The organism is Bacteroidales bacterium (genome assembly GCA_035342335.1).
GTDB lineage: Bacteria > Bacteroidota > Bacteroidia > Bacteroidales > JAGONC01 > JAGONC01.
Genome location: DAOQWY010000010.1, coordinates 13,557 through 29,086, shown reverse-complemented (window position 1 = coordinate 29,086; position 15,530 = coordinate 13,557). Strand labels below are relative to the sequence as shown.

Annotated in this window: 7 protein-coding genes and 1 tRNA gene; 5 read left to right on the top strand and 3 right to left on the bottom strand. The window is 47.7% G+C overall.

Annotation, left to right across the window (positions count from 1 at the left end):
• The first annotated feature begins 71 nt into the window (after window positions 1–71).
• Window positions 72–145: transfer RNA gene (locus PKI34_06695), tRNA-Arg, on the top strand.
• 105 nt (window positions 146–250) lie between these two features.
• Here PKI34_06695 and PKI34_06690 read toward each other — a convergent pair.
• Window positions 251–2,593: a TonB-dependent receptor gene (locus tag PKI34_06690; protein HNS17489.1), complete on the bottom strand. Its 2,343-nt coding sequence runs from the start codon at window positions 2,591–2,593 to the stop codon at window positions 251–253.
• Window positions 2,594–2,859: 266 nt separating this feature from the next.
• Here PKI34_06690 and PKI34_06685 point away from each other — a divergent pair, with 266 nt between their 5' ends.
• Window positions 2,860–4,218, top strand: coding sequence for a BamA/TamA family outer membrane protein (locus PKI34_06685; GenBank protein HNS17488.1), 1,359 nt, complete (start codon window positions 2,860–2,862; stop codon window positions 4,216–4,218).
• A 110-nt stretch (window positions 4,219–4,328) separates the two neighbouring features.
• On the opposite strand, the gene PKI34_06680 is transcribed toward PKI34_06685, so the two are convergent.
• On the bottom strand, window positions 4,329–5,414 hold the full coding sequence (locus tag PKI34_06680) for a ketoacyl-ACP synthase III (GenBank protein HNS17487.1): 1,086 nt from the start codon (window positions 5,412–5,414) through the stop codon (window positions 4,329–4,331).
• Between the two features lie 193 nt (window positions 5,415–5,607).
• Here PKI34_06680 and PKI34_06675 point away from each other — a divergent pair, with 193 nt between their 5' ends.
• The 3 genes from PKI34_06675 to PKI34_06665 all read left to right on the top strand — a co-directional run bounded on the left by PKI34_06675 (window position 5,608) and on the right by PKI34_06665 (window position 13,665).
• A complete protein-coding gene (locus PKI34_06675; protein ID HNS17486.1) occupies window positions 5,608–7,068 on the top strand; it encodes a C69 family dipeptidase in 1,461 nt (486 codons plus the stop codon).
• Between the two features lie 8 nt (window positions 7,069–7,076).
• Entirely contained in the window at window positions 7,077–10,010 is a 2,934-nt protein-coding gene (locus tag PKI34_06670; GenBank protein ID HNS17485.1) for a GH92 family glycosyl hydrolase, read from the top strand.
• An 82-nt stretch (window positions 10,011–10,092) separates the two neighbouring features.
• A complete protein-coding gene (locus tag PKI34_06665; protein ID HNS17484.1) occupies window positions 10,093–13,665 on the top strand; it encodes a T9SS type A sorting domain-containing protein in 3,573 nt (1,190 codons plus the stop codon).
• 51 nt (window positions 13,666–13,716) lie between these two features.
• Here the strand turns inward: PKI34_06665 and argS are convergent, their stop codons facing one another.
• A complete protein-coding gene (gene argS, locus PKI34_06660) occupies window positions 13,717–15,519 on the bottom strand; it encodes an arginine--tRNA ligase (GenBank protein ID HNS17483.1) in 1,803 nt (600 codons plus the stop codon).
• Between the last annotated feature and the right edge of the window lie 11 nt (window positions 15,520–15,530).

Below are 15,530 nucleotides of genomic sequence, written 5' to 3'. Positions count from 1 at the left end.
CCAAAAATCAAATATCAAAAATAAATCAAAAATCAAATACCGGTTAATCGTTACTCAGATATCACTCCCTTGGTCTCGTAGCTCAGCTGGATAGAGCAGCAGCCTTCTAAGCTGCGGGTCGCAGGTTCGAATCCTGCCGGGATCACACCAAAAGCCCTGTAAATCAGGGCTTTTGGATATCAGATGAACGATAACCGATGGTTGATATATGATTTTGGGATGAATCGACGGTATGGAGGAAAAGACCCGCCTAAAACTCTATCTTGTAACTTAGATTTGGGATCATGAGCAGGTCTTCGACTTTTTCGATCGTCTGTTCTTTATCATTGAATTCATATTCCTGAAAGTCTTTATGTGCAAGGGCATTGATGAACTGAAAGGACCAGATGCTGGCGTGTTTTGGTTTATTGATCCGGTAACTCAGGGAAAAGGATAGTATCACCGCATCCGGGAGCTTTTCATCGTACGCGTGGCTAATATCTTCGACTATTTCGCCCTGCTTTATCGTCTCTTCTATATCCAGGGGGATAATCCGCTCGCCACCCATGTACGTCAACCGAATGTTGGCACCGAATAAATTTTTATCGTACAGGCCTAAATTCCATTCCTTACCAGCCAGGAGATTGATGATGTAATTCCTGTTGTATTTTGTATTCCGTTCTATACCGTCACCACCTGTATATTTTGAGTCGAAAAGGCTTCCGGTTACGAGATAATAGAAACCCTTGTGCAGATATTGTTCTAATGTCACATCAATGCCGGTATTTCTTCCCGTGCCTTCGTTCACGAGAGAATCATTGAAATTCCAGATCTCGTTGATGTTTATCGTTGAAATATAACTACCGGGGACGACCGGAATGTCGAACAACCGCTGATAATAGGTTTCTGCCTTCAGGTTCAAATAATCGTTGAATTTGTATTCATATCCAAGCACAATGTGGTGAGCTTTGTTAAAATCAAGATTCGTGTTCGGCATGATCATCTGGTCAGGCGTTTCCTGTTTCACCATGAAAAGCTGGATCATTTCCATCTGGCTGTGTAATCCGTATGCAAAAGACAGGGTATGATCTGTCTTAAATTCCCATCGCATTCCAAGACGGGGTTCGATTGTAAAATGATCATTCAATGTGAGATACTGTGAATAAATCCCCAGGTTCAGGACCAACTCATCCGTAAAACTGATCCTGGATTGAGAAAAGACCTGCAGCAGGTTACTGCCATCCATTTCGTCGATATAGGTAATTAACGGATCTCCGTATTCTTCTGCATTTTTGATATTCATGTCATACATTAGGCGGTTGAGTATAAATCCCGTCCTGTTCGTATGCCGGGCACTGAATTTATGATTTAACAGCCCGGTGAACGAATATTTCCAGCGATAATCATTGACCTCGCGCTTGGGCGACATGATCAGAGAATCATTGAAACGACTCTGCGACCAGACAAGGCTGTTTTCTGTCAGCGCCAGCGATGATTGAAGGCAGGTTTTGGAATTGATTACCTTTTTATAATTGATGCCGATCGCGCCCATGGTCATTTTAGTGGTAAATTCTTTCCTGTCATCACTGCTGTCCCATTGTGTCGAATCGATCAGTGCCTCTATTCCCTGATAATCGTAAGCTCCGATTCCCCATACTGAAAATGTTCCTATCCTGCTTGGGAAGTTGAGTTTGAATGACAGATCCTGGTATGTCAGTTTGCCCATTTCTTTGGGTAAGATCGGAGCCAGCAGGCCAAGTGTCGAATACCGGTAGTTAAACAGATACGATGAAGGATGTCCTTTTTTGAAGGGGCCTTCTGAGGCAAAATCTATTCCGAGAACACCCGCCTGGAATACATACTCCCGTTTTTCATAATTGCCTGTCCGCATATTGATATCAAACACTCCTGATAACGCATTTCCATACTCAGCCGGGAAGGCACCTGTAAAAAAGTCCGAAGCGGCCATTGTCTGGCTGCTCAGGGCGGTTACGGCCCCGCCTCCCAGCGAAATATAATCACCGAAATGATTTGGATTTGAAATCTGCACCCCTTCCATCTTCCACAGCAATCCTTTCGGTGAGTTACCCCTGATGACGACCCCGTTATTCCCGACGCTGGATGCCACTCCTGCAGTGGAGGAAACCAAGCGCGCAGGATCATCCATGCCACCGGCATAGCGGTTGGCTTCTTCCATGCTGATCTGTTTGGCGCTTAAGGTGGACATGGTATTGATCGGTTCGCTTTTGTTGGAATAAGCCCTGATCTCCACCTGATTCAGCTCCAGAACAGTTTCTTTCAATCCGATCGTCAGAACCACCTCTTTACCCGTGCCTATGATAATTTCCCTGGCAAGAAAGGTTTGATAACCGACATAGGTGACCTGAACCGTATATCTTCCCACTGGTACAGAATCAATCCGGAAATGCCCTTCGAGGTCGGAGACAGCTCCGATCAGGGGATCTGTGCCCAAAACGATGACCGATGCCCCATAAAGAGGATAATTGGATTCGTTGTCATGCACGGTCCCCTTTAAGGTCTGATAAAGATCCTGGGAATGAACTGTGCCATAATAAAAAATAAATATCAGCATCCAAACCAGTAGTGCTCTCATACAATATCTGCTAATGACTGAGTAGGGGGTGCTTTATTTGATCGTAATCGTTATGGTTCAATTTGGATTCAGTTTATTTTAACGTAATTGAAATAAAGATTGGTATATGTCATCGATCATTTAATAATACCGTACCCGAATGTCCTGAACAGATAAATTTTGATATTTGCTTTTTGAATTTTAATTTTTCTTTCAGAGCTGTATTCCATTACCTTTGACATAAATTTGAGAACAATCATCGTTTTTTTTCATCCAAGCGTTTTCGTATGAAAAAAACAATTCCATTTACTCTGTTGGCGCTGCTATTGTTTTTTGTCAATGGTTTTGCCCAGGAAGACACCGTGAAAACCACCGCCAAGAAAGGATGGAAACTGGGTGCCTTGCCTGTCATCGCCTATGACGCCGACCTGGGTTTTCAGTACGGTGCACTGGCTCAATTGAATGATTTTGGTGATGGCACGATCTATCCCGACTATAAGCACATGATCTATGTGGAATGGTCGCGTTATACAAAGGGTACGGGAGTAAACCAGATCTTCTACGACACCAAGTCGCTCCTTCCAAAGCACCTGCGGATGACCGTCGATGTGAGCTATCTCACGGACAAGGCACTGGATTTCTATGGATTTAACGGTTACGACGCAGCCTATCATCAGGAGTATGCCGATGACGAGGATCCGGACGACTATATATCTCGTGTGTATTATAAGTTTGACCGGAAACAGCTCAGGACGATCCTGGATTTCCAGGGAAGGATCACATCGCAGAAATTTCGCTGGCTGGCAGGTCTTTCCTATTATAATTTTAAGACCGGTACGGTGGATATCGACCGGCTCAACAAGGGCAAGGATGATGATGAGAAACTGCCGGATTCCACCCTGCTGTTATATGACAAGTATGTGAATTATGGATTGATCAGCGAGGACGAAAAAGAGGGAGGGAATATTTTTTACATCAAGACCGGACTGATCTATGACACCCGCGATAACGAACCCGCACCCAACAGGGGCCTATGGGATGAAATCATCCTGCAGACAGCGCCCCCCATTGGCTCCGTAAAATCCGCATTTGCACGTTTTGAAGTTACGCACCGCCATTATATACCGCTGGTTGCCGAGAAACTGACCTTTGCTTACCGCCTCGCTTACCAGGGTACGATTTTCGGAAAAGAGCCGGCTCCCTTTTACGTACAATCACTGCTCATCAACTCCTTCTCGAATGCGACCAATAACGATGGCCTTGGAGGAGCAAAATCGTTGCGTGGAATCAAACGAAACCGCGTGGTTGGAGACGGAACCATTCTTGCCAATGCGGAGTTGCGCTACAAGATCTGGCAGACGAGACTGTTCAGGCAAAATTTCTATATTGCGGCTATCGGTTTTGCGGATTATGGAAAGATCGTTCAATACCGGGATCTTGATCTCAGCCTCATCAGGAATACCCCGGACTATGAACAGAACTTTGAACCGGATGCCGAAAAAAATAAATTCGGGCATCTCGGTTTTGGTGCTGCACTCAGGCTTGTACTCAATGATAATTTCATCGTTGCCGTGGATTATGGCTTTGCCGGGGATAAAAGGGATGGATCGAGCGGGTTGTATATCAATATCGGACACCTGTTCTGATACTTCCTGACCAAATCCCCAATCCCTGTTCTCCTGGCTGTTGATCCTGATTTCGCGGAGTTTATCCCGACGCAGTCGGGACTCATCAGGACAGGCTGCCGACTATTTACCTACACCATCCTATACACCATTGCATTGATGTTCATCCCTGCTCCGACCGAGGCAAACACAACATGATCGCCGGGATCAAGTGAATGGCCCTTCAGCTTTTTTTTCCAGAGCAAATCAATCAACGTGGGAATGGTGGCCACGGAATTGTTTCCCAGGAAAGAAATGGTCATGGGCATGATATCCGCCGGGGGTTCCTCATAGCCATAGAGTCTGTAAATACGGTTTACGATTTCCTGGTCGAGCTTCTCATTGGCCTGATGGATGAGTATTTTTTTGACCAGGGAAGCTTCAATGCCGGCTTTTTCAATCGTTTCTTTAACAAGCTGCGGCACGTTGGAAATGGCATATTCATAAAGCCGGTGCCCGTTCATCTTGATATAATAATCACCATTGCCCGACAAGGGATTGTTTGATTTTCCCATCCACATCAGTTTAAAATGTGTTTTCGTATCTGATCGTGAGGAATGTGAAAGGATACCGCAGGGTCGTTCACTTTGAACGGCTTCCAGAATGGTTGCCCCCGCTCCATCCGCATAGATCATGCTGTCCCTGTCGTGAGGATCGCTGACCCGGGAAAGGGTTTCGGCACCGATGACCAGAACCTTCTTCGCATCGCCTGACCTGATGAAATAGTTAGCGGTGATCATTGCCTGAAGCCATCCCGGACAACCAAACGGAAGATCAAAAGCAACGGTAAATGGATTTTCAATGCCCAGCTTATGCTTTACTCTGGCGGCCAGGGATGGAACCATATCCGTCCGGTTGTCCCCAAACCGGATGTCTCCAAAATTATGCGCCACAATGATGTAGTCGAAGGTTTCCAGGTCCGTATGCGAGGATTCAATGGCCTGCTTTGCAGCAAGGTATGCAATATCCGATGCAACCAGTTCAGAGGAAACGTATCTTCTTTTGTGTATGCCGGTTATCGCTTTGAATTTTTCAATGATCTCCTGGATGGATGTTTCGAGTTTATTCCCCCTGGTATCATAGAATTCATTTTCTATGAAATCATCGTTGGATATTGGATTGCTGGGGAGATAACTGCCGGTGCCTGTAATGACGGAACAGAAAGTAGCAGAAGACATATTAACTATATACGATATAGGTGAATTATTTTTTCTGCAAAGATAAATAAAGTTAGTGAAGAATGGAACTTAAACCCTCTTTTCCGTGACGATAATAATGCATACCTGTCAAACCAGAAATGACCGGTGAAATTAATATATTTGCGAAACGGCTTGTTTGCATTGTTTACCGGACAACTCAAATCTTTGCGTCATGACATCATCAATCAGGAAATCAATCTGCCTTCTGTTTGTCCTTTTTCAGGCAACGGTGATGGCACAGCAATCCGACCTTCACCCCTTCAATTGCTTTACGGTCATCGCAGGAAAAAATGCCACGACGGACGGATCCGTGTTGTTTGCACACAACGAAGACGATTACGGGACCCGGATCGTAAACTGGTATAAAGTGGAACATCATATCCACGATTCGACGGAAAGACTAACGATCAACCGGGATGGGACCAGCATCCGTCAGGCGGTGGAAACGAATGCCTACCTCTGGCTGGATATGCCGGAACTGGAATCCTCCGATACGTATATGAATGAATACGGAGTGGTGATCGCTTCGGATCAGTGCGACTCAAGGGAGGACAACCCGGAACTTACAGAGGGCGGAATTGGCTACTGGCTTCGGAGGATCATGGCTGAAAGGGCAAAATCTGCCCGGGAAGCTGTTCAAATTGGCGGGGAACTGATTGACCGGTTTGGTTACATTCACTCAGGAAGAAGCTATTTTATTGCTGATCCCAACGAGGCCTGGATCCTGGCCGTGGTCAGAGGCAAACATTGGGTGGCACAGCGAATCCCGGACGACAAGGTGGCCGTTGTTCCCAATTTCTACACCATTTCCAATGTCAATCTGGAGGATTCAAGCCATTATCTTGGTTCTTCCGACCTGATCGGCTATGCCCTGGCAAAAGGATGGTATGATCCAAAAAAGGATGGCGAATTCAGTTTTCGCAAAGCCTACAGTTCACCCGACAAGCTGGTCCATAAAAGCAACATCAGCCGGATGTGGAAAGGCGTCAACGCTTTGGCAATGAATGAATATGAACTGGATGACGACCTTCCATTCTCTTTCCTTCCTGAGCGCAAAGTGTCCCTTGCCAACCTGATGGACCTTTTGCGGGATCATTATGAGGGCACATCCCTGGATCTTACCAATGGATATCAAAAAGGAAATCCGCATTTTACGGAAAATGACCCCATCTGTTCTTCCACCACGCAATATGGCTTTGTGGCTCAGTTACGGAATTATCTTCCGGTTGACATCGGAGCCGTTCTGTGGATCGCACCTTATCGTCCCTGTGTACATCCTTTTGTCCCCTGGTACTGCGGATTGACAAGCATTCCCGGACCTTATCAGAAGTACCCCCTGTCCGAAGCGCTGGATAACCATTTCAACCCACCCGCAGATCTGTACGCTGTTGCGGATACCCTTGCCTATTGGTATTTCTTTAACCATGCAAAAGAGATTGACGGATCATACGGTGAATTGTCGCCCAAAGCAATAAAAAAGAGCCATTCCTTCGAAAGGAACTGCATTCGGCAACAGTCGGCTCTCGAACGTGAGATTTTGTTCAAACACAGAAAAGATACGGCCGTATTGAAGCAAAAAGCCACTGAATTCACTTCAGAAGCCGCTGTCAACGTACTTAAATTGTTCAAATAACCGTCAACATGAAACTTATTCTGCCTGCCTTTATCGTTGTTCTGTTTCTTTTTTCCTGTACTAATCAAAAAGAGGACCTTACCAGCTTTGTGGATCCTTTCATCGGAACCGGCGGTCACGGCCACACTTATCCCGGTGCAAGCCTTCCTTTCGGAATGATCCAGCTGAGCCCTGATACACGGCTGGAGGGATGGGATGGCTGTTCGGGATACCACCATGACGACACAATCGTTTATGGCTTCAGCCATACCCACCTGAGCGGCACCGGCATTCCCGACTATTGTGATGTTTTGTTCATGCCTGCCGTCGGTGAGATCCAGACCGGCAATGGCCGTGAGGATCCGGATAAAGGTTATGCCTCCAGATTCAGCCACGCTGATGAAACAGCTGTGCCGGGGTATTACCGGACTTATCTCGCCGATGAAGATGTTGCCGTGGAGCTTACCGTGACAAAACGTGCGGGGTTGCACCGGTATACCTTTCCGGCGGGTGAATCCTCCCGGGTGATCATTGACCTTCAGCACCGGGATAAGGTGCTGGAATCCTTCCTTGAAATTTCAGGTGAGTCTGAGGTGGCAGGATTCAGAAGATCTTCCTCCTGGGCAGATGACCAACGCATCTATTTTGTGGCTCAATTTTCTAAACCATTTAAAGCTGCTGCATTATTTTTTAATGACCAGGAAGTTACTGAACGACGGGCTGCAGGCACGAACATTAAGGGTTGTCTGACCTTTGACACAGAGAAAGATGAACCAGTCATCATCAAAGTGGCTCTGTCCTCTGTAAGCATCGAAGGTGCCCGCAGAAATCTTGCGGCAGAAGTGCCCCACTGGGATTTTGACCTGGTCCGTTCGGAAGCGAAAAATGCCTGGAACGGCGAGTTGAAAAAGATACGTGTGGAAGGTGGTACCAAGGAACGGAAAGTCATTTTTTACACAGCCCTCTACCACGCATTCCTGACGCCGAACCTCTTCATGGATGTCGACGGAAACTATCTGGGAAGGGATTTTCAGGTTCACAGGGCAGAAGATCACGAGCATTATTCGGTTTTTTCGCTGTGGGATACTTTCCGGGCCGCACATCCTCTTATGACACTGCTCCAGCAGAAGCGAACCAGTGATTTCATCCGGACTTTTCTCGATCAATACCAGCAAGGAGGCCGTTTGCCGGTCTGGGAGCTGGCCGCAAATGAAACCGACTGCATGATCGGATATCACGCCATACCTGTCATAACGGATGCTTATAAAAAGGGTATTCGTGACTACGACGCCGGCCTGGCCTATGAGGCCATGAAGCACAGTGCGATGCTGGATCACTTCGGTCTGAAATCTTACAGGGAGAATGGCCATATCCCTGCCGAGGATGAGGCGGAATCGGTATCCCGGACCCTGGAATATGCCTACGATGACTGGTGCATTGCTCAAGTGGCAGCTGACCTCGGAAAAAAGGAAGATGATGAAATCTTCACAAAAAGAGCACAATGCTGGAAAAACATCTTTGATCCTTCCACAGGATTCATGCGGGCCAGGATGAATGGCCGGTGGTTCACTCCCTTTGATCCCAGGGAGGTCAATTTTACGCTGACGGAAGCAAATTCGTGGCAATACAGCTTTTTTGTCCCCCAGGATATCTCAGGATTGATGGAACGCATGGGCGGAACAGAGTCATTCTGCGGGAAGCTGGATCAGCTTTTCACTGAATCTTCGGAAACGACAGGGCGTGAGCAATCCGATATCACAGGGATGATCGGACAATACGCCCACGGGAATGAACCCAGCCATCACATGGCGTATCTGTATTCCTACGCCGGCAAGCCCTGGAGAACGCAGGAAATGGTCCGCAGGATCACGACAGAGCTTTACACGGATCAGCCGGATGGATTATGCGGCAATGAGGACTGCGGCCAGATGTCGGCCTGGTATGTTTTCAGCGCTGTGGGATTTTATTCTGTATGCCCGGGTGATCCAGCTTACGTACTTGGCTCGCCCATTTTTAAAAAGGTAACAATCACGCTGGAGAACGGCCGGACATTTGTCATCCGGGCACGGAACAACAGTGACCGGAACATCTATGTCCAATCTTCCACGCTGAATGGGAAGGAATTCACAAAATGGTTCCTCCGACATGAGGACATCGTATCCGGAGGCGAGCTTGTGCTGGAAATGGGGCCCGAACCTGCTGTCCTCCAGCAGGCATCACCTGAAGACCTCCCCTTTTCTTCGATTCAGGATCACCCGATCCTGCCTGCACCTTATCTGTTAAAAGGAGACCGCACGTTCACCGACAGCGTTGAGGTGGTCATTGCAGGCACGGATGATTCGAAAATATTCTATACGTTGGATGGTTCGATGCCTGATGATCAGTCGACCGGTTACGTACAACCGTTCTGGTTAACAGCGTCGTCCGTTCTGAAAGCGAAGGCTGTAAAAGACGGGCTCTCCAGCGGTATATTGTCGGCAGATTTCATCAAACTGCCGAAAGGGAGAAGCATTCAGCTTAAAACCAATTATGCCGGACAATATGCTGCGGGAGGTGACGGCGCCCTGATTGACGGCATCACCGGTCCGTTGAATTTCAGGACTGGCGCCTGGCAGGGATACGAAGGAGAGGATTTGGATGCCATTGTCGATCTCGGGAAAATCCAGCCTATTAAAAGCGTGTCGGTCGGATTTCTTCAGGATAATAATTCCTGGATATTTCTGCCTGTTCAGGTTTCTTTTGAGGTATCATCGGACGGGAAGGAATACGTACCCTTGAAAACCATTACCAATGAACATTCGCCCAGAGAAAAGGACCTTGTCAAAGTGGATTTTCTGACAGAGGTGAGGAGAGAGATCAGATTCATCCGGGTAATAGCTGTGAATATGAGAACCTGCCCCGAATGGCACAAAGGATCCGGTAAGAAAGCGTGGATCTTCGCCGATGAAATCATCATCCGATAAAAGCCGAAAATAATTTGGCTTTATATTTTTCTTATATTTGCATTATGCAAATCAATGAATGTCTAACCAAAAATAACGTATTATGAAAAAAGGATTACTTCTTGTTTGTGCACTGTTAATATCCGTATTAACATACGTGAATGCCCAGCCCTACCAGGACGATTTTGAGTCCTATACGGTAGGTGATTATCTGGCCGTTGAGAATCCAACCTGGTTTACCACCTGGTCGGAGGATCCGGGATCCGCCGAGGATGCCATGATTTCCAATGCCCAGTCACACAGCTCCTCCAAATCCGTCAAGGTGGATGGATCGACCGACCTGATCCTTAAGCTCAATGATCTGGTTGCCGGTAAATACCATGTGAATTTCTGGTTCTATGTTCCAACCGGCTTTGGTGGGTACTATAACCTGCTCCACGATTTCGCAGGCAGTTCCTCGGAATGGGGACTGGAAGTTTACTTCAGTACCAATGGGACAGGTTACATCAATGCAGGCGGAGAGAACGCCGCTACCTTTAACTACCCGAAGGATACCTGGTTCTACATTGAGAACATTGTCAATCTGGATGATGATGAGGCCACGCTTTACATTAACAATGTCCTTATCCATACCTGGCAATGGAGTCTCCAGGCCACCGGTGAGGAAGGGCTTAAGAAACTGGATGCCGTTGACCTCTATGCAGGAGCTCCTACCGGTGAAACCCCCACCTACTATTTCGACGACATGGATTTTGACTTTGAAGTGACAGCACTGTATGAAGATGATTTTGAAAGTTATGCTGTTGGCAATTATGTTGCAGTTGAGAACCCGACCTGGTGGACCACCTGGTCGGAAGATCCGGGATCAGCAGAAGATGCACTGATTTCCAATGCACAGTCGCATAGCCCTTCAAAATCCGTGAAGGTGGATGGATCCACCGACTTGATACTAAAACTGGGCGACAAGCTTGCCGGTCAGTATAACCTGAACTGGTGGTATTATGTGCCAACGGGAAATTGTGGTTATTTCAATATTCTGCATGATTTCGCCGGCAGTTCCTCGGAATGGGCACTGGAGGTCTACATGAATACCAACGGAACCGGGCATATCAGTGCAGGAGGTGCCAATGCGGCTACATTCAACTATCCCAAGGATACCTGGTTTTACATTGAGAATGTCATCAACCTGGATGATGATGTAGCTGAACTTTATATCAATAATGTACTGGTTTACACCTGGCAATGGAGCCTCCAGGCCAGTGGCGGCGACGGGCTTAAGAAGCTGGATGCCGTTGATTTCTTTGCCGGTGCAGAAGGCAGTGAAGTCCCCTTGTATTATTTTGATGACGTCGCTTTCCAGGAGCTGGCAGTTGCCACATTCCCTGTCATTGAAGTAACCCCGGAAGCTCTGACCCCCAGCGTTGTCTCGGGCGAGGTAGACAGTGATGTATTGACCATTGCCAACACCGGTGACAATGATCTTGTCTATACCATCGCCATGGTATATGATGTTGCCAAGGGCTATCAACCCGCAGCTGTTCAGCCGGATTCAAAACCGGTTTCCCTCACCTATGAAAGCGCAGCCAGAAGAGATTACAACCCTGGATCGTATTCACCCTTGAATTCAAGGGATGAGGTCATACTTCATTATGACGGTGATCCCCATTACGGCATTCTCTTCTACAACTGGCCCATCCAGGTTCAGATCGGGGCAATGTTCCCGTCGGCCATAACCCTGGATTATGCGGGCATGGGACTTTCATCCATTGATGTCTTTGTTCAGACTTCCATAGGCATAACTCAATCCAAGGTCAAGGTTTTCGGCATGGGTTCCGAGCTCGAACCGGGATCCTTATTGCACTCTCAATCCTTCACGGCAGATGATGGATGGAATACGATTAATTTCAACAATCCCATCCCTGTTACAGGCGAAGATCTCTGGATAGTCTATTCCTTCATGGAACTTGATTCCGTGTATGCTGCCAGTACCGATGAAGGTCTGGCCCCTGATCCCAATGGAAGGTGGCAGCAGATCGGCACCGGACCCTGGCAGAAATCCTCACTTCCCTACGACTACAATGTTCGCGGAAAACTTACAGGTGAACCCATAGAGCAATGGTTGTTCATTGACCAACTGGCAGGAGAGGTTGAACCAGGTGGTTCCGACGAGATCAACCTGACCTTTGACGCCAGTATGTTACTGGAAGGGACTTACAACGCCACGATCATCATTTACAGCAATGACCTGGCCAATCCAGTCCTGGAAATTCCGGTCACCCTTACCGTGACGCCATCGCCACTTGTTCCTCCGTCAAATCTGACTGCCGAGGTCGACTGCCACGACGTCATTCTGAACTGGGAGGCCCCAGCACAGAACAAAGCCGTGCTGGAAGGCTACAACATTTACCGTGATGCGATCCTGATCAATCCCGATCCCATTGTGGAGACGACCTACGCGGACATGCTTGTTGATCCTGGCACCTATGTATACACCGTGAAAGCTATTTATGACATAGGGATGTCGATTGAATCCAATGAGGCCGTTGCTGATGTAGAAGCCACGGATCCGGTCAACCAGCTGGAAATCAATAACGTAGAAGGTGAAACGGATGTTTATCTTACCTGGATGCCCCCGGGAGAACTTCCGCAATGGATCTTTTATGACAATGAGACCATCTCTGGCTCCATCGGACTGACAAACGGAGGATCCTTCGATGTCGCTGCACTCTTCAGTGCGGACTTCCTGGCAGCTTACGACGGTATGTACATCACCAAGATTGCTCTTTATCCCCGTGGCGGATTGACGACCTATGCCCTGAAGATCTGGGCTGGTCCTTCTTCGGAAGTGATTCTGCAGCAATTGATCGATCCGACCATCGAAACCTGGAACTACATTGAGCTGGATGCTCCCGTTCTGATCGATGCCACACAGCAGCTCTATATCGGTTATTCCTGCATCAATCAACCTGCCGGTGATTATCCTGCAGGCTACGACTCCGGACCAATGGTCCCTGGCGGAGATATGATCAATATTTCCGGAGCCTGGCAGAGCATGCACTCCCTGAGTCCGACCTATAACTTCAACTGGCATATCAGGGCGTATGTCGACTGGATGAATCAACCTCTGAATCCGGGCAAGCCTGTCCAGTCAGAACCGGTCATCTACCCGTTGAATGCCCAGCTGACAGTAAATTCTTTACCGGAACCCATAAGTGCTGTGTTCAATCCTCAAACCCGTTCGCTGGTTGGATATTATGTATGGCGTAATGGTGAAAGAATCAACGAAGACCCAATCACTGAAACTTCATACGCTGACCTTGGCCTTGCCAATGGCTCGTATTTGTATTGTGTTACCGCCAATTACGGAACCGATTGTGAATCTGAAGCCGTTTGCGGAGAAACCGAGATCATTATATCGGTTGGCTTGAAGGAGCTCGATAATGCAATGATCAGGATCTACCCGAATCCGGCAGATGACTTTGTGAACATCATGACCACCGTGCAGCTCAAATCCATCCGGATGATGAACTACACAGGTCAGATGATCTTCAACAGCCAGGAGGTGAATGCCAATGAGCTGGTGAAGATCAATACATCTTCCTTTGAAACGGGTATCTATTTCATCATTGTGGAAACCAATGATGGTACTTATTCGAAGAAGGTTACGATTCAATAACTGAACGGAAGGTTACAAAAAAGAGGGAGCGGTCACCGCCCCCTCTTTTTTTTACATCCTCTCCGGGACCTCTATTCCCAGCAATCCCATCGAGGTTTTAATTACATTGCCGGCAAAACGTGATAATTCAAGGCGGAAATGAACGATGGAATGATCGCCTGCTTTCAGGATGGAATGATCGTGATAGAACTGGTTATATTCCCGTGCAAGATCATAAACATAAGAGGCAATGACAGCAGGGCTGTAGGTCTGTCCGGCTTCTTTGACGACAGAGGGAAAATCGTAAAGTAATTTAAGAAGGGTAATTTCCTTTGGTACAAGATTGAAATCAAGCAATGAAGTGTCTGTGGAAATGAATTCCAAATCAGCGGCTTTACGGAGTACGGATTGAATGCGGGCATAGGTGTACTGGATAAAGGGACCGGTATTACCGTTGAAATCAATGGATTCCTCCGGATTGAACACCATGGTTTTCATGGGATCCACCTTCAGGATGAAATATTTCAAGGCTGCCAATCCCACCTGGCGGTAGAGTTTGGATGCCTCTTCCTGGCTGAAATCATCCATCTTCCCCAGCTCGCGGGTCATTTTTTCAGCCGTGACAAACATCTCCTGCATAAGGTCATCTGCATCAACGACCTTTCCTTCCCTGGATTTCATTTTCCCTTCAGGCAGTTCCACCATGCCGTAAGAAAGATGGTAGATATTGTCGGACCAATCCCTCCCGAGTTTCTTTAAAATGAGCTTCAGGACATCAAAATGATAGATCTGTTCATTCCCGACGACATAGATCAGCTTCTTCGGGTGGTATTCATCGTAGCGAAGCTGCGCAGTTCCCAGATCCTGTGTCATATAGACGGATGTGCCATCGGAACGGATGAGTAATTTCCAGTCAAGACCGTTTTCTGTCAGATCAGCCCAGACCGATCCATCTTCCTTTTGCTGCAGGGCACCGTTGCTCAGTCCTTCTTCAACCAGCATTTTTCCGGGCAGGTAGGTATCGGATTCGTAATAGATCCTGTCGAAGTCCACGCCCATTTGCCGGTAGGTCTCATCAAAGCCGTCGTAGGCCCACTGGTTCATCTGGTGCCAGAGTGCCAGCGTGCCCGGATCTTTCTCCTCCCATTTTTTCAGCAGGTGTTGAGCTTCTGCGATGAGCGGGGCCTGCCGGAGTGCCTCTTCTTCCGTCAGTCCGGTGTGCACAAGATGCTTAACTTCTTCTTTATACCTGGTCTCAAACAGGACATAGTACTTGCCTATCAGATGGTCACCCTTCAGGCGTGTTGTTTCAGGAGTTTCACCCCCGCTCCATTTCATCCAGGCCAGCATGGATTTGCAGATATGGATCCCCCGGTCGTTGACAAGGTTCACCTTTACGGCTTTTTCACCGCAGGCGCTTAAAATCCTTGCCAGCGAGAAGCCTATCAGGTTATTGCGGATATGACCCAGGTGCAGGGGTTTGTTAGTGTTGGGCGATGAATATTCGATCACCACAGGGTCACCTGGTTGCTGAGGGAGGATGCCATAAGAGGGATCCTGGTAATTCCTGCAAAAAAAGTCCTTCCAGTAGGAAGGATTGATGGTGATGTTCACATAGCCGGAAATGACCTGGTACGAACTGACCAGTCCGGAACGCTCCAGCAGGTATTTTCCCAGCTCCTGCCCGATGATCTGAGGGGATTTCCGCAACAGCTTTGTTAATGGAAAAACCACGATGGTCAGGTCGCCATCAAATTCCTTCCTGGTCTTTTGAACCAGGTTCAGTTCTTGCCCGACATCAGCCCCAAAAAGCTCCCTGACAGCCAGAATGGTGTGCTGGGTGAGTAGTTGATCAAGCATAGGATGATAATTCATGCGGCACGGTT

Bases quoted from the DNA above. Each gene is read 5' to 3' on its own strand.
- argS (HNS17483.1), bottom strand. From the start codon at position 15,519: ATGAATTATCATCCTATGCTTGATCAACTACTCACCCAGCACACCATT.
- PKI34_06685 (HNS17488.1), top strand. From the start codon at position 2,860: ATGAAAAAAACAATTCCATTTACTCTGTTGGCGCTGCTATTGTTTTTT.
- PKI34_06690 (HNS17489.1), bottom strand. From the start codon at position 2,593: ATGAGAGCACTACTGGTTTGGATGCTGATATTTATTTTTTATTATGGC.
- PKI34_06665 (HNS17484.1), top strand. From the start codon at position 10,093: ATGAAAAAAGGATTACTTCTTGTTTGTGCACTGTTAATATCCGTATTA.
- PKI34_06670 (HNS17485.1), top strand. From the start codon at position 7,077: ATGAAACTTATTCTGCCTGCCTTTATCGTTGTTCTGTTTCTTTTTTCC.
- PKI34_06680 (HNS17487.1), bottom strand. From the start codon at position 5,414: ATGTCTTCTGCTACTTTCTGTTCCGTCATTACAGGCACCGGCAGTTAT.
- PKI34_06675 (HNS17486.1), top strand. From the start codon at position 5,608: ATGACATCATCAATCAGGAAATCAATCTGCCTTCTGTTTGTCCTTTTT.